This window comes from Clostridium polyendosporum (genome assembly GCF_018332455.1).
Lineage (GTDB): Bacteria > Bacillota > Clostridia > Clostridiales > Clostridiaceae > Clostridium_AY > Clostridium_AY polyendosporum.
This window is the reverse complement of record NZ_BOPZ01000006.1, coordinates 126,273-148,145: the sequence shown is the minus strand read 5'-3', so window position 1 is coordinate 148,145 and position 21,873 is coordinate 126,273. Positions and strand designations below refer to the sequence as shown.

Genomic DNA, 21,873 nt, shown 5'->3' with positions numbered 1-21,873 from the left:
TCTTTTATCTTTTTCTCATGCGAAACACTCCATCTTCTTAAGGTGGAGATGGATAGCACGTTTTCCAAAATATTCGATTGTTCCTTATACATTTGTTAAAAATAAGTTTGTTGAATTGTTAGATAATATTTCTATTCAACTTACTTTAAATATTGAATCAGAAGGTTATAAGGCAATTCCTATTCCATCAGATGAACCTTATGAATATTGGGATTCACAAAATAGGCATGGTAGAGGAATATTATCACTAAAACACTTGGCCCAAGCATCTGGTATTGGATGGATTGGTAAAAATACTTTATTAATAAATCAAAGATATGGTAATAGGCTCTACCTTGGAGCAATATTAACTAATGCAGAGTTAACTGAAGATGATTTAGTAAAAAATTTGTGTCCAAAAAGCCGTAATATTTGTTTAAAATCATGTCCTCAATCTGCGTTAGATGGAATTACAGTAAATCAAAAAAAATGTAGAGAAATATGTGCCCCAGTAACTGATGGTGGAGGAATTGTATATTCATGTAATATTTGTAGAAAAGTATGCCCCTTTGCGAAAATATAGTGATTTATTTCAATATTAGGTACATAGTATTCCTAACTTATGTATTATCAGGTAGTCCAATTTCAAATTCAATTTGCAATTGGACTACCTGTGTTAGTTTGTATATATCAACAATTTAGTCTAACAGGACCTAATAAAAAAATTCTACAAATAATAAAATTTAAAAAAACACAGTCAATAACCTTTGTTATTCGACAAATAATTCGTAATAAATGTAATATATTTCATAATATATGTAAATGACTACCAACCCTTACAATTGCTGATTTATGAAATCAGCTCAGTATGAGTAATTGTGTCATTTCAAAGGGATAATTTATTTTTATTAAGTTATAAAAAGTGACATATTTCTTTTTAATAAAGTGATATTATTTTTATAGGTTAAAGACAGTGAATTAAATGTGTTATTTGAAATAAATTAATTTAGGACCACTTAGTTCCAAATGATATTTTATAGGGGGATATTTAAATGAAAATTGTAGAACTCTTATTAACTAGAAACGAAATTCAAAATGAAGTTAATTATAAGTATTTTTATAAATTAGTAAGGAACGAACAGAGATTTCCAATAGGTGAGGACAAAATGAAAGTCCAAACTTACGGAATAGAAGTTGAGAGACATGATATCAGCAATGGTAATTTAATAAATACTGAAATAGAAGCCATAGCTTCAATAAGTCCACAAAGACATAGAGTACACAATTTATTAAAAATGATATATGATAATGGAGTATCTCCAAGACACTTGATAGATATATTAGGCGAGTACGTGGATACATATGTTATAGACTTTGACGTTGCTTTAGCTAGAACAGCTAATTAATAATGTATAGATACCTTAATTAAAAAATGACAAAGGATTATTACCCTTTGTCATTTTTTAATTAGATCCAAATTATATTTTATTCAAGTTACAAAAAAATCTATATTATTCTCATATAATTATAGCTACTATTTATACGCCCATTCCACCTTCTGATCCTTCTAAAGTAAGCTGTCCATAACCAGTTTCACCATGCTGTGATACATCTAAGCCTAATGCTTCTTCTTCATTAGTTGCTCTTAACTTCATAACAAGTTTAATAGCCATTAGAATTACAAATGTAGCAACTATAGCATAGATATAAGTAGCTCCAATACTGATTATCTGCACTAATAACTGATGAGGGTTGCCATAGAATAATCCATCTGCTCCAGCAGAGTTTACTGCCTTAGTAGCAAATAATCCTGTAGCTATCGCCCCCCAGGTTCCGCCTATACCGTGACATCCAAAAGCATCTAATGCATCATCATATCCAAATTTCTTCTTCATGAAGTTAACTGAGAAGTAACAGATTACTCCACCACCCAAACCTATCCATATTGCTGACACTGGAGTTACAAAACCTGCTGCAGGAGTAATAGCAACTAATCCTGCTACAACACCGCTACCAAAGCCAAGAGCTGTTGGCTTTTTGCTTACTATCCATTCTGCAAACATCCAAGATAATCCTGCTGCTGCTGCTGCTGTATTTGTTGTTATAAATGCATTCATTGCAACATCGTTTAAAGCTAAAGCACTACCTGCGTTAAATCCAAACCATCCAAACCATAATAGTCCAACACCAAGCATAGTTAATGGCAAATTATGTGGTCTGATAGATCTTAAGGATTTTCTCTTTCCTACTACAAGAGCTACTACAAGACCAGATACACCTGAACTTATGTGTACAACATTTCCACCAGCAAAGTCCAAAGCACCTAAATTTCTCAACCAACCTCCAACACCCCAAACCCAGTGAGCTACTGGGTCATATACAAGAGTTGTCCATAGTAAAGTAAACAATAAGAACGCTGAAAATTTAAATCTTTCTGCATAAGCTCCTGATATAAGAGCTGGCGCTATGATTGCAAACATAAGCTGGAACATCATGAATAATGAATGAGGTATTGTTGCAGCATAATCTGCATTTGGAGCAATTCCTACACCCTTTAAACCAAGGAAGTTTAATCCACCTATAATTCCTGCATAATCTCCACCAAAAGCTAAGGTATAACCTATTAAAATCCACTGAATTGATACTATACCCATAGTAACGTAGCTGTGCATGGTTGTGCTTAATACATTCTTGCTCCTTACCATTCCACTATAAAACAATGCCAATCCTGGCGTCATAAGCATAACTAAAACTGTACATGTAAAAAGATAACTTGAATCTCCTATACTTAATTCCTGCATTTTTTCCCTCCATTGATCTACTGATCTACAATAAATTTTAATATTGCTTTTGATTAATCTTCACTTAATTGTGCAAATTTTGCTCAATCTCTATTCTATATAGCTGCTTCTCCTGTTTCACCAGTTCTGATCCTTAAAGCATCTTCCACATTGTAGATAAATATTTTACTATCTCCAATATGCCCTGTAGAAACACCTCCCCTTAACTTAGTAACCAGCGTACTTACTACATCATCCTTATCGATATTGTGCTTCAACAAAATCAATTATATTCCTCCAAATGTACTTTTTTAAAGCCTCGTAAATTTTAATGAATGATTTTGTTAAGTCTATACTTTATTTGTAAATACAAATATTTTAGTATTAAAGTCGAATTATATGAATTACAAAAGTAGCTAAAGCAATTGATGTTTGCCTTTGTTTTCTTAGTCTATTCTGCATTCTGCTCTCCTATCTTCTCCGTGCCTTCTATATTTTTGTCTATAAATTTTAAAGCTTTTACTCATTTACGAATAACTTATTTAAGATAAATAATTGCAAAAAATAAGAACACTTTAAAAGGCGTTCTTTTGTTTCGACCTATACTTGGATTGCGTCTTAATCTTTTTTATTTTTCTACCTAATTTATTGTATTTTTCCAGATTATTAAATCTGAATTTGCATAAAATATAATAAACTTGCGTGTGATGGAGGTAATATTATGAATGATCAAAGTAGTACATCAACCCACGGCAAATCTGAGAAACATCAAAGATGTGAGTTATGCAATGTGCCAATATTCGGCAACCCACGTAGTGATATAAGAAGCAGTGATGTTTTTCACGGTAAAGGAAGTGTGCTTTGTAATAAGTGTGCACCTATATTAAAAAATATGCCTACAAAACAGGCAGTTCAAGCGCTTGACAATGCATCTGAAATCTATATAAAAGCAAAAGAATAATTATTGCGATTCTTTTGCTTTTATAATCTGCAATTTTAGTTATGTCACTTTATTTGCAGCAGGTGGCATAACCTCACTTCATCTTTCATGCAGATTACCGATAACCTTCACTCCTCTAAGGAATTGCCTAGAAATCTCTTTATAGCATATACAATAAGTCTTGGTAGTGTTTCAAAGGTATATGGCTTGTATACACGTTCTGTCCATTTGTGAGCATCTTTCCCATAGGTTCCGAAATTCACAGCGGGTATATTTAGATTCTTAATTTCTTTTATAGGGATGTTATATATCTTTTCCCAGTTAGGAAAGTTGTTAATTAGCATATCTATGGATTCATAGTCGTCATCTACCTTCAGATAACTGCTGTCAGATAAACTTTGGAAAAATCTTAGTATCTTAAAGTCTTTCATATTTTCTAATGCTGCAAAATCCTTCAAAACAACTTCAAGGGACTTGAATAGCATATCTTCCTCGCTATCGCTAGACTTTAAAGTGTTGTGTGGGCAGTATGGAGGAGAAAAGAAAAGTATAATAACAGGATCTTTATCCTCACTAAGCTCCTTTACTCTTTCAACAATTTTTAAGCATATTTCTCTAGCATCGCTTCCTTTTGTTTTAAGCTCTTTAGTTATAGTATTTATTTCTTCATCTAATTTATCTCCAAGCTTTATCTTCACTTCATTATAAAGCTGATCAAAAGTTATTACTTTAGACTTCCATGGAAGTTTTGTAAAGTATTTTTTCACTTTATAACAATACTTTTCATATTCACTATTTAAATAATTTATAGCATTATTAAAGGCTTCTTCCCCTTTTTGTTTTAATATTTCTATAACTTCTTTTACAGAAATATTATGAACAAAGTAATATATAACCATTTTTATTGTTAGTGACCTTGATATTATTATTTTTTACTATGTCTTTAGGCACTTGATCAAACCCAATACTTAATAACTGAATCCATTTTAAGTTTTTCATTTTTGAAATATCTAATGTATTAAAGGGGTCATATGTTACCAGAACTTCTACATTCTCAAATTCTTCTGTATAACGTAACCCTCTCTCTTTTTTAATTATTATCTCATAACTTAATTCCTCAAGTTGTTTCATCTTTTCATCACCATAATTATATGAAAACAGTGCTAATTTCCTCACTAAAACTCACCTCATTTGTATTGCTTATAATAATATATATTATGTAATAAATACTTCTAAGTGTCACGATTATATGAAAATAAAGTTTATAAAACAAAAAAGCGTGACTATCACCACACGCCCTAACGGGGATTAATAGAATTCGCTTCATTTTTCTACCCCGTAAATATTTTTTAATTAATTTGTTAAATTTATGAAAATTACCTTCTAAATGTTTTTAAGAGCATGAGGAAAATTTACTTCATATAATTATTAACTAATTCATAACATCTATCTTTTGTAGCTTTTACCAAAGATTCATTATTCATAATTATTTTTCTAATTATCACATTTATAATATGTTATTCTTCTTTTAGTTTCATCAACCAACTTATTTTTGTACTTGACATTAAAATTTTCTCTAAAGCTTTCTCCATCTAATTCTTTAACTTTTTTATTATAACTGTATTACTATCAAGTTCTCCTATAAAGTAAAACTTTCCAAAACTAAAAGAAACCCTTAAAGGTTCCTTCCCTCAATTCAGTTACTAAATTTAGAAAACACAAACTTCCAATTTCTGTTATCACCTCTAAGGTTATAACAATAACTGGAAGTTATTGCTTGCTATATAAGGAGTAATCGTAAACTCGTCATATTCTATTCACCCCCATAACCACCCAGTTCATCAGATCCTGGATCCTATAGGAATATATACAACAGGTAATTTATTTTCATAAGCAGTAAGTCGCTCAATGGACATTCCTTTGGTAATAATCGTTTCGCCACCATCGGTGGTTGAAACATTAATCTTGAAAATACCTACAACAGTATATGAAAGAGCCTTACAATTCCATACAAACTTCTTGGTTTCATCTGGTTTGATTTCTTTGACATACAAATCCAAAGGATCACCAACTTTTATTTCAAAAGGAGCGTTAATCTTAACATAAATATCATTTAAAACTGAATTTGTAGTATTTGTAAGGATTAATTCTATCTTAAATTCATCACCTTCCTTTACTCCACTCGGAAATACTGCTCTTGCGTCAAATCTGGGAGTAATAGATAACTTCTTTAAGGCTTGATTTTTGCTGTAGGAAGCACGTATAAAATAGATATCCGTGTCATTTAAATTAAGCTTCAGTGGAAATGATGTTTTAATTATTTCTGATTTATTAGGTTCTATAGAAAGCCGTTCATTAAATCTGTAAAGTATATCTTCACCGGCCATATTCCACAGATGTCGCACAACCAATTCTAAGTTTATATCATCTGTAAGCCTGTCATCTGTTAAATTATTTATCGCTGCAGTAATAGAAATATCCTCTCCTACAACGTATTTTTTATTCGAAAAGGATAATTCTATTGATGAACGTTCAGGTAATGGTTCTTGGTATACTCCATGACCTCTAAAACTAAGCCTTGATAGACAATCCCAATGTGTGTCGGGTTTCCAGTATTCCTCACATAAGTGGTCAATCCAGCTTGCCTGCTTATTCATCTCTTTATTCGGTTGTGCAGGAACATTCTCTCCACACTTTTTATAACTAAATTCCACATCATAGCCCCAGTCAGAGACTTCTTCCGGGATCCAGTTTCCATTTGCAGATATGATAATGTCATTATCATTCCTGCTCACTACGCCTATCTTCTCAGCGGCTTCAGTACGTGTTAAGGGGCCTATGTAGCCTGAGCGCAAATGAGGGTATAAAACAAACCAATCTTCTCCACTGATACTCCTAAGTCTTGCTTCTACCCAGGTATCAAATACCCAGGTGTGTTGATATTCTGATGCAGCATCCCCGGTTACTGGACGTGCAGGTATCCCTACCGAACGCAGTAAAGCAACCAAAACATTTGAATCATGGTAGCATTGAACCTTACCTGCATTTTCCATTAAATAAGTTACATCGTCGTTTTTAGGATAAGTATCGGACACAGAATAATCGAATAAATCCGATTCCATTTTTAGAAGCTTGATGGCTGCAGTATATGGATCCGTCTCACCGTTAATGCCCGGATCAACAACCTTGTTTTTTATATTATCCGGGATTCCATCAAAATTTTTCCCTTTCAAGGCAAGTAAAAATACTCTCTTGTCGGATAGATGAAGCTCAAAAACATTGGCTCTGTCCCAACCAAAACCCGAACCAAAGTAAATGCCCTTTCTTCCTTTATCACTTATTGAAAAGGCTTCATGTGCGTTTACTTCAGAAGGGTTGAATATGACATAAAAAATAAGCTGCTTTTTATATACCTGATTTGCATCGTAAACTTCAAATTGAGCCTTGTATTCACCAACCGGAATATCCGAAGGGATCTTCCAGGAAGCATGGGTCCAATCCCATCCCCCTATAAAATGGCCAGCCTTCACTTTTGATAACTCTATGGTTTCTATTTTTTCGCCGTTAGGATCGATAATATGTACTATGGCCTTTTTCGTACCGCACATTGTTGTCTTGAATACAGGACCAAATGACCCGGCAGTATGTGAACCCCTCAGAAAAACAGGCCCTGGAATGAGTTTTTCATCACCAGCGGGATTAAAAAACGGGTTTCCGTTCTCTATAGTAACGATAGGATCACTGGATGGCCCCGAAACTTTAATAGCATCTGTCCATCCACTACTTACATCAAGTATATATTGTAAAACAGATACTTCTTCGCCTTCTTTCAAGGATTCGTTACCACCAAGATTTATAGTGGTTGTTTCACCTGGAGCAGTAGCATATCCGCGTACCTCATTATTTACCTTTAATTGGACTATGGCACCTAACTCAGTATTATGAACAGTTATTTCTACAGCATCGGGACATATAGGCTGCTCAATCTCAGGTTTGGCGATAAAATCCTTGGTATCAGTCGGTGAGGAAACGGTTTTTATTTCGCAAAGAGCCTGGCTTGCAATAAGTTTACCTTTTCTTTCTATAGGTCTAATGCTAAAAGCTTGTTTATTTTCAATCGCAATCCCTCCTCCGATATCGGTCTGCTCCCCTGTATCCGAATCTATGTAGGATATTGTGACCGATGCTCCTCTTACTAGATTACCAACCGCAACTAATGATGCTCCTATACAGGGATTACCTATTATTTCAGGTACGGGAAGTGTGGATGGTTTAGACTGGACCTTCTCATCAGCTGAGTACTCACTGTCCCGTTTCCATTCCATATGCTGCTTTGCATGTACTACCTGGTTTTCAACAAGTTCATCATCACGGACTATATAACCACTACCATAAGGAGTCCAAACCTCTCCAGAGCCATGAATGCCTGCAGAAATTTCGTAGTTTATCTTAGCCCCTTCCATTGTATCCACTACCTTAATTGCTTTTTGACAATGGTATAAAGGGGGATCAACTTTTGGAGGAAAGAGGGTCTCATTGTTTATAAGCTTTTCTTTAGGTATTTTTACCGCAGTTTTTGCGTGTTCAGGCCACGTCGGGTAACTGGATTCATCCCCTTTGGATTGAATAGCCGTAACAACATCACCTTCTTTAAGTGGACGAATCAGTTTGACCGGCCCCCATCCCAGCGGCCAAACTATACCTTCACCTATAAGCTCATTTCCATTGGCAAACACAGATACTTTATTTCCGGCTGCACACCTTTCATACCCTATGATTCCTCCTCCGCTGTAAACAGGTCCAAAGATACTTGGAGCTGATATTTCTTTCACAGATGACATATTTTCTTCTCCTCTCAAATACAGAAATATATGCTTATTTTCTCCATAAATCAAATTATTATTTTGGGTTTCTGTACAAGGGCTTTTAAGGGTGAACTCGATTTACATATAATCTTTACCGAACTATATAATAATATAGCCGAAGGTTATGTAGCCTTATGCGACTGGATAATAAATAAAGCCTTTCCTATTGCTAGAAAAGGTCATATAACTTAAATTAATACTTCAAAAGAAATACATCAATCTGTCTTGGCGTAAGATATATATCATACTTTTCTTTAATATAGTTTTGAAATGTAAACATCCTAATTACAAACTCTAGATAGTTCTCATCAGCTTCTATGTGTTTTAGTTTTTCTTTCATTGACCGATCCAAAGATATATATTTTCTAATTGATTCATCGGCCCTGGAATCATATATATAAAACTTATTTGGTGCATGGAAATGTAAATACTTAGACGCTAGTGAACGTTTATTTAATTTTGTAATCTCATAATAGATATCCGTTAAAAATTTATGTGTATCTAATATTTGTATTAAATTATCCTCAGTAATTTCACCACACTTGTTTAATGCCTTAATACGTCTATCAAGCTCACCACCGATTTCTTTTATCTTTGGTGCTACTACCTTAAAATAAAAATCATCTCCGTCGCCAGTTTCACTAACATTCTTTCTTCTTTCTATTGCTGCAGCATAGGCCCTACCTATAAGCCATACTTTGCCTATGATTATTTTTTTATCTTTATGTTCAGGATTGTTTGAACACATATCATATAATACTTGATTCCCAAAATTCCATGCATCTTTTTTAGTTAAATTTATTATTTCATCTTTACTTATCTTACGGCGAATAAGCATACCCTTCACCTACCTTAAAACACATCCCTTCAAGCCTATAATATTATAATTATTGTTTCTTACATTTATTGAATATATAATTTTCAAAGAATACAAAAGCATAAATACCATTACACATAGACTTTAAAAGGATTATATATATTGATTATTACTGACATGAAAATAAAAGATGAGAATGATTATGTGTTCCTAGACTAAGTAGTAATTATAAACTTTAAAAGCAATACTCATTTACAAGTAACTTATTTAAGATAAAAATTACAATTAAGCAGAAAGTTCAATATAGAAGTTTTATACCTCCAGATTTAATCTAAAACTAGGATATGCAATAACCTCCGGCTCTAGTTTATCAGTATAAACCGATGGAGTCGTGCTTTTTATGAGGTTTTTTCTTTTTTAAAACCAATTGCTATAAAGCTAAAACAAGCTAACAATGCTAATTTTCTCATAAAAGCTCACCTCATTTGTATTGGTTATAATAATATATATTATGTAATATATAGGTACGATTGTATGAAAATAAGGTGTGTAAAACAAAAAAAGCACTATCAAAACTTATTGAAATCCAATAAATTTGATAGTGCTAATTTTAGTATTATTTACTATGTACAGCGATAGTAAAACTCATTATGATTTTAAGCCCCTGTTTACCTGATAGCTATTTGCTATAAATCACTATCTTTGACGTAGTTAACGACATCACTCTACTAAATAATCACTTCTAATTACTAGCCCTTTGCATTCTTAACCCATGTCATTATACTCTTCTCCTGAAACTGCATCTGCTGCTACAGATTGGTATCACCTAGGTTTAAAGTTGCATCATGTGATTTTCTAAGAGCATCCTTAACTGCTGCCATTATTCCATTGCTGGATCTTGTTGCTCCTGATACTGTGTCTACATTTAATTTTTGATCTTTGATTATTGCTTCTGGAACTATTGGCCACGCCTTTTTAAAATAGGATGGTGTTTCATTATTATCACCTAAGTCAATCTTTTCTATTTTATTATCCTTTACTGTAACATTTACATTAAGTCCATCCTTATATCCCTTTGCAGCACCTGAATATGTTCCGTCCTTATATGGTGCTACTGGTTCTGCTGTAAGTGCTAATTTCGATTGTCTTAGCGCATCCTTAACTGCATTGATTACACCATTAGTTGACCTTGTTGCTCCTGATACTGCATCCACATCTGCGGATTGTTTCGCAATCATCTGATTTGGTAAAAGCGGCCATACATTCTTAAAGTATCCTGGTGTTTCATCGTTAGGTCCTAAATCGATCTTTATTATTTTGTTATCCTTTATAGTTACCATAACTGTAAGATCTGGTTTATATCCTTTTCCTTTACCAGTGTATACTCCATCTCTAAATGGTGCCACTACATCTTCTTGACTTGGATAAGTACTTGTTTCTCCCACAGATGTACCTGCTGAAAGAGCTGCTTTCACTGCTGATATTATACCCTTACTTGATTTTGTTGCTCCTGATACTGTGTCAACTGAAGTAGATTGTGCTTTTACTATAGCATCTGGTACTATTGGCCATGCCTTTTCAAAGTAGGATGCTGTTTCGCTTTGTGATGTTAAATCTACGCTACTTATTTTTCCATCTTTTACTGTTACATTCACATTTATAAGCTGATTTCTGTTATACCCACGTCCAAATCCAGAATAAGTACCATCCTTATAAATTGCTTTTTCAAGTGCCTTATTCACGGCATCTTTAATTCCGTTACTTGTTTCTGTTGCACCAGACACCACGTCCACTTCAGTAGATTGAGCAGCTATTATTTTGTCGCTCATTGGAGTCATGGCTTTTTTCATATACTCTACACCTTCTTTATAGGTTATAAGATTTATATTAGTAATCTTGTTGTCCTTTAATGTTACATCTACAGTAAGATTATTTTTAAGTCCTGTTCCTATTCCTGTATATCTTCCATCTTTGTATAGACGAGCTGCTGTAGCAACTGGTTTGTTATCCCCAGATTCCGTAGGATTATTATTATTTGATGTATTAGTTGGAGTAGTATTCCCACCTGAAACATCATCAATTTTTGCATTCTTTAATGCATCATTAACTGCTGCTATTATTCCATTGCTGGATCTCGTAGCACCTGACACTGTATCCACACTTGTAGATTGAGCTGCTATTATTTCCTTTGGTACTTTATCAAATGGCTCTTCATAGAAACCTGATGTTTCATTATGAGATAATATTTTTATGTCAGAAATTTTGTTATCTGTAACTGTTACAGATACTGCAAGACCAGGCTGGAATCCTGTTCCCATTCCTGTGTAAACTCCATTTTTATATAATCTCTTATTAGTATCAGCAGGTGTTGTACTGCTTACCCCATTACTATTTGTTCCATTATTAGAGTTATTGCTTGAATTATTACTTGTACCATTATTTGCGTTATTATTTGCATTATTATTAACAATTGTTGTACCATCTACTCTTGCATTCTTTAATGCATCACTAACAGCAGCTATTATTCCATTACTTGATCTAGTTGCTCCTGATACTGTATCTACATCAGTAGCTTGTTTACTTACTATCTCCTTTGGTACTATAGAAAATGCTTTTTCATAGAAACCTGGAGTTTCATTATGTGATAATATTTTTATTTCTGTTATTTTTCCATCTTTTACTGTAACAGAAACCTTAAGATTTGGTTGGAATCCTCTACCAGTTCCTGTGTATACTCCGTCTTTGTATAATCCTTTACCATTGTATACAGGTAAATTAGCTACTACATTTGAAACATCAACTGAACTATTATTAGCAGCTGTACTTGCTGCTGGAGTCGTTTGGTCTACTGGCAACTCACCACTAATTAATGCTTTTTGAAGTGCATTTTTAACTGCTGCCATTATACCTCTACTTGAGAAGGTTGCTCCTGATACTGCATCTACACTAGTAGATTGTGCTGCTATTATTTCCTTTGGTACTATAGAAAATGCTTTTTCACGGAAACCTGGTGTTTCATTATTTGATAATATTTGTATATCTGCAATCTTACCATCTTTTATAGTTACAGATACTTTAAGTCCAGGCTGATATCCAGTTCCAACTCCAGTATATGTACCGTCTTTGAACTTTGCATTCTTATCCATTGAAACATCAACGCTTGTACTTTCTGCTTGAGCTGCACCACTATTTTCTTGACTTTGATTATTATCTACAACCTGATTTTTACTCTTATCTTTTCTTGCCTTATTAAGGGCATCTTGAACCGCTGCTTTTATTCCATTACTGGACTTGGTTGCCCCTGATACTGTATCTACATCAGTAGATTGTGCTGCTATTATTTCCTTTGGTACTACATCAAAAGCTTGTTCATAATATCCCTTAGTTTCTTCATGAGAAACTATTTGTATATCTGAAATTCTTCCTTTAGATATTTTAATCTCAACCTTTAGATTAGGTCTAAAGCCAGTACCTACCCCAGTGTATACACCATCATTGAAAATAGTTTCATCAACCTTTGATATCTGAGCTGAACTAATCTTAGAGCCTATTTTTGATTCCGGTTTTACAAATTTACTTCCCCAAAGCACAAAGCTGAATATTATAATCGCTATTGCTGAAGAATAATACCATTTTAGATTTAGTTTTTTAAACACTACCACACTAGGGTTGCTTCTATGGCATGTGTCTACGCATTTAAAACATGCTATACATTCTCCACTCTCTACAACCTCAACCTTTGATAAATTTATTCCCATAGGGCAATTTCTCGTACACATTTGGCACTTTCCACAATGCTCACTCGGTTTATATATACTGATAATCTTGAATTTTGAAAGTATAGCCTGTATAGCTCCCAGTGGACACAAATATCTGCAGAAGAATCTTTCTATAAATATTGCCCCTATAGTTATTAAGGCTAAAACTATAAAAGCTATAGGTATTTCAGGAACCATGGTTTTAAACTGAGGTAATTGAGCAAAAGCATCCCATGGATCTATACTTCTCTCTGGCGATAAGTTCATTGACCACATAAAAATTATAATGCCAAATAAAACTATATATTTTATGTACTTTAATTTTTCATCTACTGCTGGTGATATTCTTATCTTTTTCTTAAATACTTTTCTGGAAACTAAATATACAAGATCATTAAAAGTCCCAAAAGCACATAACCAACCGCAGAAGAACCTGCCTATTAAAAGAGATAAAATTACTACAGCTGCAAAAGCTATTAAGAAAGTAAAGGAATTGGCAATACTAAAATTCTCTCTAGCTAGTCCTAAATATATACTCCTAAAGCCAGTAAAAGCTAAAGTAAATAGCCCTGAAAAAAAGTATAAGGATATAAGCTGAACTATAAATCTAGATATTTTTAGTAGAGATAACTTTTTCTTTAAAGTGGCTAGTTTTTTATTCAAAATATAAACCTCCTTCTATAATGTATTTATAAATTTAATATAAAATTATTTTGATTTTTGATAAAAATTAAACCTATTTCTTTTAATATTAAATATTATCCCCTACCTCCGAAAATGATAATGAATATCATTGCTAATTATTATAAATAATATTTCAAATTTGTTAATATGTCAATGTATTTGTTAAAAAATTTGCTTTATGATACAGTTTTTGCTATAAGTTATAGGCTCAACATCAAAGTCTTTAGGTCACTAAATTTATACTTGCAAATATTCTATATTGCATTCCATGAGGATGTTACTTTTATAGCTGACAAGATTTCTATTGAAATAATGTCTTCGTTATAATGCCTTAATCTTGTTATTTCTTCCTTCTGCAGATACATTGATAAAACGTAACATACGATAATAAAATATTTATCTTTTTTTGTTCGGAACACTCCATCTTCTTAAGGTGGAGATGGATAGCACATTTTCTAAAATATTCGATATATCTTGGAAAATAATTATTGAATTGTATAATATTAAATTCTTTAGTTAAAATATAAGTGTTAAATGTTCTTTTTAAACTGAATATATGAGGTTGTAGGGAGAATACGAAAATGCGAAAACCAAGCTATGCCTTCCCTACGTAAAATATTCAAGGCTAAAGTACGGAACATTGCGTACAATAGGGTAGGGACTACCCGATTTCAAGCCTGTGGAGACAGTAGGTTACGAACTCTAGGAAACAGGAAGCCATCTACTTCTAAAGTGATGGTAGTTCACATTTCTTCCTTCTACAGATACATTGATAAAACGTAACACACGATAATAAAATTTAATAGGCATCGAGCCTACTAAATTTGAGACAATTTCACTTTATGAAATGTCAGCAAATAATGAGATATTATATATTAAGATAACCTACGAAAAAAATAGAAATACTGAGTTTAATGTGTCTAGTTTATTAGGGAAAAGGCACTATAGTGTTGAATAGATTGCTGGGATAATGTATAATGACAAAAAGTCTAATTGAGTATTGATTTCAAATGAAAGTGTTAATCAACACTCAAAGAATGAAAAATTATCATATAGATATTTAAATTAAAGGGAGAATTTTATGAGTAAATTTTATGATATGGAAAGCTTTTGCATGGGAACAGTTATAAGCCAAAGAGTTTATGGAGAAAAGGCAGAAATAGCTGCAGTGAAAGTAGAAGAAGAAATGAAGAGATTAGAATCCCTTATGAGTTTCTTTCTTGAATCCAGTGAAATAAGTAAGTTAAATAAGGCGGCGGGAAAGCATGAGGTAGAGCTTGGTTGTGAAGCCCTCTATGTTCTAAATAGAGCTAAGTACTATTCTAAAATATGCGGTGGAACCTTTGATATCACTATAGGACCAGTAGCTAAGCTTTGGGGTATATTTACAGATCATGCCAAAGTACCTTCAAAGAAAGATATTAATAAGGCGTTAAGCTTTACTGGTTACAAAGATATCACCATTAATAATGGATTGGGTACAGCAAAGCTAGAAAAGGATGGACAAAGTGTAGACCTTGGTGCTATAGCAAAAGGTTATGCAGCAGATAGGGCTATAGAAATATATAGACAGCATGGTATTAAGTCTGCTTTTATTAACCTTGGTGGTAATGTATTGGTTCTAGATAATAAGCCTGATGGCTCACCCTGGAACATTGGCATACAAAATCCTCTGCTTCAAAGAGGACAATGTTTGGGTGCTGTCAAAGCCGTAGATAAAACAATTGTAACCTCTGGCGACTATGTAAGATATTTTGAGAAGGAAAATGTAAAATATCATCATATTTTAGATCCTAGGACAGGCTATCCTGCAAATTCAGGATTAATAAGTACTACAATTGTATCGGAAAAATCTATTGGAGCAGATGCGTTATCTACAGCTATTTTTATTCTAGGTCTTAAGAAAGGCATAAAACTAATTAATAGCATTAAAGATATGGAAGCTATATTTATTACAAAAGATAAAGAAATCTATGTAACGGAAGGCTTAAAAGAAGATTTTACCTTATTTGAGGGTACAGAGTTTTCAATTAAACACCTGATAAAGTAGGTGGACTCAAGGTTCAAATGTCCTATAATGTAATATTTTCAATTATATACAAACAACTACATAACTATATATTTTAAATAAAATTACTCATTTACGAGCAACTTATTTAAGATAAATAACTACAGTTAAATGTATAATGTATATTAGCAATTTGGATACAAAGTCTTGTAAACCGTACAAAAATTTAGATTTAATACTTAACTATAGTGATAAGTAAAGGGCATCTCTTTTTCATATGAGATACCCTTCTGAATTTCACATCTTAAACAATTACCCATTGGTCTTTTAAATTAGATTGCCTAATTATTGTTTAGGTATACACCTATAAATTAATTAATTTTAATACGAAAAGAGAGATTAGTTTAAATCTCTCCCTATAGTATCATTACAACTAACTATACGTAGTTACATACTCTACTTATAGCAATGTCATTAAATCCAAGAGCTTCAGCCTTTACAACTTTACCATTAGCAACTTCTACTATTTCCTTTAAAAGTTCTTCCCCCATTTTCTCTACACTTTTAGTCCCTGCTATTACTGGACTTACATCGAAATCCATGTTTTCTTTCATCTTTTCAAAGGTTGCTTTATTTGCAGTCATTTTTAGAACTGGAGCTAATGCATTTCCAGTAGGTGTTCCTCTACCTGTTGTAAATACTACCATTTGTGCACCACCAGCTACTAGTCCAGTAACTGAAGCAATATCATACCCTGGAGTATCCATTATAACAAGTCCTTTTTTGCTTGGACCTACACCATAGTCTGTAACTTCAACTATTGGTCTGTCTCCACCCTTGTGTATACAGCCTAGAGATTTTTCTTCAAGCGTTGTTATCCCACCGGCTTTATTTCCTGGAGATGGATTACCATTTCTTAAGTTTTCTCCAGCATTCTTTAAGTGTTCTTCATATCTTTTAATTATATGATAAATTTGCTCCTTTATCTCTGGAGTAGCTGCTTTTTCAGCTAATACGTGCTCAGCACCTATAAATTCTGTAGTTTCGCATAGAATTGAAGTAGATCCTAAATCAACTAGTCTATCACTTGCATTTCCAAGTACTGGATTAGCAGCTAGCCCCGATGTTGGGTCTGAACCACCACAATTGGTTGCAACAATTAACTCTGATAGCGGAAATTCTTCTCTTTGTAACATTGACGCTTCCATAACGAATTGTCTAGCATACTCTACTCCCTTCTTTATAGTAGCAGTAGTACCACCTTCTTCTTGAATAACTATATTTACAAGTGGCTTATTAGTCTTTGATTTTATTAATTCATACATATCCTGCGGTTGAGCGTTTTCGCATCCGAGTCCGACTAAAACAGTTCCATAAACATTTGGATTAGTAGCGAGTCCTGCTAGTATATCCATTGTAATTTTCAAGTCACCTTCAACCTGTGCACATCCATTTTGGTTTATAATGTGTACTGCTCCTTGTACTTGATTGGCTATTACTCTTGCAGTTTCACTTGAACATGCGCAAGTAGCTAATACTAATACATGGTTTCTTATTCCTACTTTTCCATCTGGTCTTCTATATCCTAAAAAATTCATAATTAATTCCTCCCCTTCTTAATCTCCTAACATTTCACGAATACCTGTTATATTATGAGTGTGTAGATGTTGTCCTATTTTTATATCTTGAGTAGCCTTACCTATAACTTGTCCATATTTATAAACGAAGTCACCCTCTTTTACGTCAACAATAACAAACTTGTGGTATATAGGAACATTTTGAACTATTTTAATTTCCCTTATTTCATCACTAACTTTGTATTTAGCAGCATCTCCCTCATTTAATTCTTCTAGTGCTACTGCAACACTATCCTTTTCACTTATCATTAATGAATTAATATTATTTTCCATCTTCATCTTCCTCTCCTTATTTGTTGTTTTTATTTATAATGCAGTTTCAGCTACACTTTTTTCAAATTTAGGTGCTCCATGTTTCTTTGCTATCCAATCTACAAAAGGTGGTACTATAATAGCTGTTATAACAACAGCTGCAGCTATTTGTGCTGTTGCTGATGCAACAAATGGTTTTAGGCTTGGATCAACTAATGCAATTGCAGCTGGAGTGGCAATTGTGTTTCCTGCTGCGCTTGCTATAGCAGCTCCTGCGTAACCAGGTCTTCTACTAATAAGTTTATCACCTAAAATAGCACAGCCTCCGCCAATTACAAATACCATTAATGCTAAAAAAACTCCGCTAAATCCAGCTTTAACAATGGTAAAGAAGTTTATGCCCGCTCCTAGTGCGAAACCTATAAATGGTATTACTAGACCTACCCCTGGAGCAAAGAATTTTCTTATATCAGAATCTAAGTTTCCTAGTATACATCCAATTACTAATGGTACTATAGCCGCAAACAACGCCATGAATGGTATATTTGCCATACCTGAAACACCAAAGGTTAAGAGCGTTAAGAATGGGCCATCATGAATATTCATAATACTTTGCGCTGCTAGATCTTTAGAATCTCCATACTCGCCCATTAAAGCAAGATAAAGACTTCCATTTGCCCCTGTAACAGAACTGACTATAGCTAATGCTGATACACCTAATATTCCAGCAGGTCCAAAGACCTTACCTACCAAAATCCCCAAGGCTGCACCAGCAGCGTATTTTGATATAAGTAGAACGGTGCCTCTTTTAATAGCCTCAGGAGCTTCGTTAAGCTTTAAACCTGTTCCTATAAAGAATAATTGCATTCCTACTATAGTTGCTGCTGCTGCATTTGAAAAAGTAGCTGTAGTAAAAGAACCTATCTTTAAGGCACCTGGAGCAAAAGTATTAATTAATGCTCCTAATATTAGTGGAACAACCATCATTCCGCCAGGAACTTTTTGAATCGTTTTCATAATTTTCATTATGCGTTTTCCTCCTTAAATTAATTTTATTCTAAGAAAATTGCATAGTTAGCTTTGAATAAAATACATTAGCATATTCTATATTTAAATCTACAGTTTTAAATTATGCAGCTTTCTAATTTACTAAATTAAGTCTACTTTTTTAAGAATTTCTTTTATTTGTTCTACTTGGTTATCACTTAATCCATTAGCAGGACTCTTACAAACTGGTTTTATATTACAGCCCACTAGCATTTTTGCAGTCTTAATAGCTGGAATAAAGAAGTCTGATACTGTATAGATGTTCATTAATGTATTTACATCTCTTTGTAATGCTTCAAAACTTTCAAAATCTCTATCTTTATAAGCTTTAAATAATTTTACAAAACGTTCTGGAGCAATATTAGAAAGACCACCAATAAGCCCATTTCCACCTGCTAATAAATTAGGAACAAAATATTCATCAAAGCCTGAGAATATTGCAAAATCCTTTAGTTCTGATTTTACTATGTCTATTAACTGTCTTGTATGACTGATATTATCTACCGTATCTTTGATACCTATAATATTTTTAAATTCCTTTGCTAATTTTAAAACAAGTTGAGGATCAATATTTACTGCTGTTCTATCCGGGAAGTTATATAGTATAATTGGTAACTCTGTATTTCTAGCTACTTCAGCAAAATAGTTGTACATGCTATTATTATTTAATTTAAAATAGTATGGCGAAATAATAACAGCAGCATCTGCACCTTCTTTTGCTGCAAAATTTGTTAGCTCTATAACTTCATCAACTACAGTGCCGCCAGTTCCTATAAACACAGGAACCTTTTTATTTACTGTTTTAATAACAAATCTTATAAATTCCTTTTTTTCTTCCATTGTCAAAGCAAAAAACTCACCTATGCTTCCTAAAAATAGAAGACCATTCACTCCGCTAATCACTAGACTATTGATTATTGCTTCATTTCCTTTAAAATCCAGTTTCCCATCTTCATTAAAAGCAGTTATAACTGGTGTAATAACCCCTTGAAACATTAACTTAACCCCCTAAAATTTTATTTTTTCTTCACTCTCATACATAGCAAGTGTCGTGCCAAACCTATTTTTTTGTTATTTTTTTATACAAGCCCCTGATTTTAAAGGTTTTTGAAAACAATTTCAAAAAAAATGATTCTAGATATCTAGAACCATTCTCTTTTTATTTCATTTTTGGAATATTATTTTTCATTTTTGAAATTCAATTTTCTCCATAACGTGGTTTTACTTATATTATAATCTTTACATAGCCTATCCTTGTTTCCGTTATACTGATTTATTAAAGTTTTTAAAATTTCACTTTCCATCTCTTTCAGGTTATTAGTCATGTTTATCTTTATTTCATTTTTGAAAGTCTGTGCTTTTCGTTTACAATGTAGTGTTTCAATAATAAAGTTTTCATCTAATTTATAGTTATCACTAGTTACAACTAATCTTTCAATAAAATTACGGAGTTCTCTAGCATTTCCTTTCCAATCATAATTTAATAAAGAACTAAATATGTCAGCACTATCCCACTTTAAGCACTTGCCTTCACTATCACAAATTTCTTTCAGAAATGAAATTGCCATTGGTATTATATCTTCTTTTCTAAATCTTAAAGGAGTTAAGCTTAATTCTAATGTGCTAAGTCTATAATACAAATCCTCTCTAAAATTTCCTTTTTCAACTTCGACTTGAAGATTTCTATTGGTAGCACATAGTATTCTTACATTAATAGGAATAACCTTATCTCCACCAATTCTTCTTACTTCTTTTTCCTGAAGTACCCTAAGCAGTTTTGATTGGAACCTAAGCGATATTTCACCAACTTCATCAAGAAATAATGTTCCCCCATGAGCTAACTCAAATAGTCCTTTTTTACCGCCCTTTATAGCACCTGTGAAAGCCCCTTCCTCATATCCAAAAAGCTCGCTTTCAAGTAAGTTTTCACTTAGTGCAGCACAGTTTACCGATACAAAAGGCAATTTTCCTCTTCTGCTCTCATTGTGTATACTTTGTGCAAATAACTCTTTTCCCGTTCCAGTTTCACCATAGATTAATATAGTACCTTCTGACTTTGCATACTTGATAGCTTGATTCTTCAAAGTAGTCATTTCATTACTTTTCCCAATTATATCGGAAAAAGTATGCCTTGCCACAAATCCCTTTTCACTCAGCTTTTTTCTTATACTTAATTCCATGTTTTGTATGTTACTTATTTCTTCAAATATTGCAACTGCACCCTGAACCTTATCGTCAATTATTATTGGTATTCTATTTGTAACGATCTTCTTATCATTTATCTCAAGCAGTACATCCTTTTCTTCTTTATTTTTCTTTAGCATTTCACCCAAAGTACTTGAAGGTAAACATTCATTTATATTGTTTCCCAATACCATCTCTTTACCACTTCCAAAAATTCTCTCTGCTGATGCATTGTAAACTGTAACTTTGTTTTCTTTATCTATTGTTAATACCCCTTCGCTTATCATATTCAGTATAGCTTCAATTTCTTTTACCCTTGCTCTTTCCTTGGTGCTAATTTCTAATACCATTTTCGCTTCATTCAAACCTGCAATTATAGATTCCTGTCCCGACTCTAATAACTCTCCATAAATTCCATTTTTTATCGCTTCATTTGTAGCTATAACATCCCCAATTATCGCCTCAATTCCATGGTGCTCTATAAGGTATTTTACTTTTCCTTGGATTTCACTTACCTTTTTACAGGATTCAAATAATAGGATTATATCCATAATTTTATTAAGATAATCTGTTTTAAAAATTATATTAGAAGTTGTTATAATTGCTATTTTCTTATAACCTTTGCTGGTTACACTATCTATTGCCTTTAATATATCAAAAGATGTTACAGGAATCTCAACTATAGGAACCTGTAACCTTTCTCTCAAATATCCAGCTGTTCCGCCTCTTGTTAAAATAATCTTCGCACCTTTTTTAATTCCTTCGTTTACTTTATCTAAACTTTCATCTAAATTTCCCTTAACTATGGAAAAAGGAATTCCAATGGTCTTCTTTAAACTTTTTCCCAACTTAGCAAGTCTTTCATAGGGTGCTACCAATAATATTTCTTTCATTTATAACTCCTTACATTACGATAACATGG

The 21,873-nt window shown here is 33.0% G+C and carries 16 protein-coding genes; 4 read left to right on the top strand and 12 right to left on the bottom strand.

What is annotated here, in order from left to right; all coding sequences use genetic code 11:
• Positions 1-115: 115 nt before the first annotated feature.
• Both CPJCM30710_RS05565 and CPJCM30710_RS05560 read left to right on the top strand, forming a co-directional pair.
• Positions 116-562: a hypothetical protein gene (locus CPJCM30710_RS05565; protein ID WP_246503470.1), complete on the top strand. Its 447-nt coding sequence runs from the start codon at positions 116-118 to the stop codon at positions 560-562.
• A 469-nt stretch (positions 563-1,031) separates the two neighbouring features.
• Entirely contained in the window at positions 1,032-1,385 is a 354-nt protein-coding gene (locus CPJCM30710_RS05560) for a DUF6514 family protein (RefSeq protein WP_212903179.1), read from the top strand.
• 132 nt (positions 1,386-1,517) lie between these two features.
• Here the strand turns inward: CPJCM30710_RS05560 and CPJCM30710_RS05555 are convergent, their stop codons facing one another.
• Together CPJCM30710_RS05555 and CPJCM30710_RS18025 are read right to left on the bottom strand one after the other, a co-directional pair.
• The gene (locus tag CPJCM30710_RS05555) at positions 1,518-2,780 is read right to left on the bottom strand and encodes an ammonium transporter (protein ID WP_212903178.1); all 1,263 of its coding nucleotides are present in this window, start codon (positions 2,778-2,780) and stop codon (positions 1,518-1,520) included.
• Between the two features lie 95 nt (positions 2,781-2,875).
• On the bottom strand, positions 2,876-3,046 hold the full coding sequence (locus tag CPJCM30710_RS18025; RefSeq protein ID WP_281413955.1) for a P-II family nitrogen regulator: 171 nt from the start codon (positions 3,044-3,046) through the stop codon (positions 2,876-2,878).
• A gap of 434 nt (positions 3,047-3,480) precedes the next feature.
• Here CPJCM30710_RS18025 and CPJCM30710_RS05545 point away from each other — a divergent pair, with 434 nt between their 5' ends.
• Positions 3,481-3,720 carry a hypothetical protein gene (locus tag CPJCM30710_RS05545; protein WP_212903177.1) on the top strand — a complete coding sequence of 80 codons (240 nt, stop codon included), beginning with the start codon at positions 3,481-3,483 and terminating at the stop codon, positions 3,718-3,720.
• A 107-nt stretch (positions 3,721-3,827) separates the two neighbouring features.
• On the opposite strand, the gene CPJCM30710_RS05540 is transcribed toward CPJCM30710_RS05545, so the two are convergent.
• The 5 genes from CPJCM30710_RS05540 to CPJCM30710_RS05520 form a co-directional block, all read right to left on the bottom strand.
• Positions 3,828-4,598: a zinc-binding metallopeptidase family protein gene (locus CPJCM30710_RS05540; protein ID WP_212903176.1), complete on the bottom strand. Its 771-nt coding sequence runs from the start codon at positions 4,596-4,598 to the stop codon at positions 3,828-3,830.
• Entirely contained in the window at positions 4,573-4,875 is a 303-nt protein-coding gene (locus tag CPJCM30710_RS05535) for a Rossmann-fold NAD(P)-binding domain-containing protein (protein ID WP_246503469.1), read from the bottom strand. Before CPJCM30710_RS05535 ends, CPJCM30710_RS05540 begins: the two co-directional genes overlap by 26 nt.
• A gap of 665 nt (positions 4,876-5,540) precedes the next feature.
• Positions 5,541-8,540, bottom strand: coding sequence for a transglutaminase-like domain-containing protein (locus CPJCM30710_RS05530; RefSeq protein ID WP_212903175.1), 3,000 nt, complete (start codon positions 8,538-8,540; stop codon positions 5,541-5,543).
• 217 nt (positions 8,541-8,757) lie between these two features.
• Entirely contained in the window at positions 8,758-9,402 is a 645-nt protein-coding gene (locus CPJCM30710_RS05525) for a hypothetical protein (protein ID WP_212903174.1), read from the bottom strand.
• 788 nt (positions 9,403-10,190) lie between these two features.
• Positions 10,191-13,802 (bottom strand): FMN-binding protein, encoded by a 3,612-nt coding sequence (locus CPJCM30710_RS05520; RefSeq protein WP_212903173.1) that lies wholly within the window; start codon positions 13,800-13,802, stop codon positions 10,191-10,193.
• A gap of 1,102 nt (positions 13,803-14,904) precedes the next feature.
• Between CPJCM30710_RS05520 and CPJCM30710_RS05515 the strand changes: the two genes are divergently transcribed.
• Entirely contained in the window at positions 14,905-15,873 is a 969-nt protein-coding gene (locus CPJCM30710_RS05515; RefSeq protein WP_212903172.1) for an FAD:protein FMN transferase, read from the top strand.
• A gap of 395 nt (positions 15,874-16,268) precedes the next feature.
• Here CPJCM30710_RS05515 and CPJCM30710_RS05510 read toward each other — a convergent pair whose 3' ends face one another.
• The 5 genes from CPJCM30710_RS05510 to CPJCM30710_RS05490 all read right to left on the bottom strand — a co-directional run bounded on the left by CPJCM30710_RS05510 (position 16,269) and on the right by CPJCM30710_RS05490 (position 21,844).
• Positions 16,269-17,429: a UxaA family hydrolase gene (locus tag CPJCM30710_RS05510; protein WP_212903171.1), complete on the bottom strand. Its 1,161-nt coding sequence runs from the start codon at positions 17,427-17,429 to the stop codon at positions 16,269-16,271.
• Positions 17,430-17,447: 18 nt separating this feature from the next.
• The gene (locus CPJCM30710_RS05505) at positions 17,448-17,747 is read right to left on the bottom strand and encodes a UxaA family hydrolase (RefSeq protein WP_246503468.1); all 300 of its coding nucleotides are present in this window, start codon (positions 17,745-17,747) and stop codon (positions 17,448-17,450) included.
• A gap of 27 nt (positions 17,748-17,774) precedes the next feature.
• A complete protein-coding gene (locus CPJCM30710_RS05500; protein WP_212903170.1) occupies positions 17,775-18,746 on the bottom strand; it encodes a 2-keto-3-deoxygluconate permease in 972 nt (323 codons plus the stop codon).
• Positions 18,747-18,869: 123 nt separating this feature from the next.
• Positions 18,870-19,763, bottom strand: coding sequence for a 4-hydroxy-tetrahydrodipicolinate synthase (dapA, locus tag CPJCM30710_RS05495; RefSeq protein WP_212903169.1), 894 nt, complete (start codon positions 19,761-19,763; stop codon positions 18,870-18,872).
• Between the two features lie 182 nt (positions 19,764-19,945).
• The gene (locus CPJCM30710_RS05490; RefSeq protein ID WP_212903168.1) at positions 19,946-21,844 is read right to left on the bottom strand and encodes a sigma 54-interacting transcriptional regulator; all 1,899 of its coding nucleotides are present in this window, start codon (positions 21,842-21,844) and stop codon (positions 19,946-19,948) included.
• Positions 21,845-21,873 lie beyond the last annotated feature (29 nt).

Bases quoted from the DNA above. Each gene is read 5' to 3' on its own strand.
- CPJCM30710_RS05560 (WP_212903179.1), top strand. From the start codon at position 1,032: ATGAAAATTGTAGAACTCTTATTAACTAGAAACGAAATTCAAAATGAA.
- CPJCM30710_RS05555 (WP_212903178.1), bottom strand. From the start codon at position 2,780: ATGCAGGAATTAAGTATAGGAGATTCAAGTTATCTTTTTACATGTACA.
- CPJCM30710_RS05545 (WP_212903177.1), top strand. From the start codon at position 3,481: ATGAATGATCAAAGTAGTACATCAACCCACGGCAAATCTGAGAAACAT.
- CPJCM30710_RS05540 (WP_212903176.1), bottom strand. From the start codon at position 4,598: ATGGTTATATATTACTTTGTTCATAATATTTCTGTAAAAGAAGTTATA.
- CPJCM30710_RS05530 (WP_212903175.1), bottom strand. From the start codon at position 8,540: ATGTCATCTGTGAAAGAAATATCAGCTCCAAGTATCTTTGGACCTGTT.
- CPJCM30710_RS05525 (WP_212903174.1), bottom strand. From the start codon at position 9,402: ATGCTTATTCGCCGTAAGATAAGTAAAGATGAAATAATAAATTTAACT.
- CPJCM30710_RS05515 (WP_212903172.1), top strand. From the start codon at position 14,905: ATGAGTAAATTTTATGATATGGAAAGCTTTTGCATGGGAACAGTTATA.
- CPJCM30710_RS05510 (WP_212903171.1), bottom strand. From the start codon at position 17,429: ATGAATTTTTTAGGATATAGAAGACCAGATGGAAAAGTAGGAATAAGA.
- CPJCM30710_RS05505 (WP_246503468.1), bottom strand. From the start codon at position 17,747: ATGAAGATGGAAAATAATATTAATTCATTAATGATAAGTGAAAAGGAT.
- CPJCM30710_RS05500 (WP_212903170.1), bottom strand. From the start codon at position 18,746: ATGAAAATTATGAAAACGATTCAAAAAGTTCCTGGCGGAATGATGGTT.
- dapA (WP_212903169.1), bottom strand. From the start codon at position 19,763: ATGTTTCAAGGGGTTATTACACCAGTTATAACTGCTTTTAATGAAGAT.
- CPJCM30710_RS05490 (WP_212903168.1), bottom strand. From the start codon at position 21,844: ATGAAAGAAATATTATTGGTAGCACCCTATGAAAGACTTGCTAAGTTG.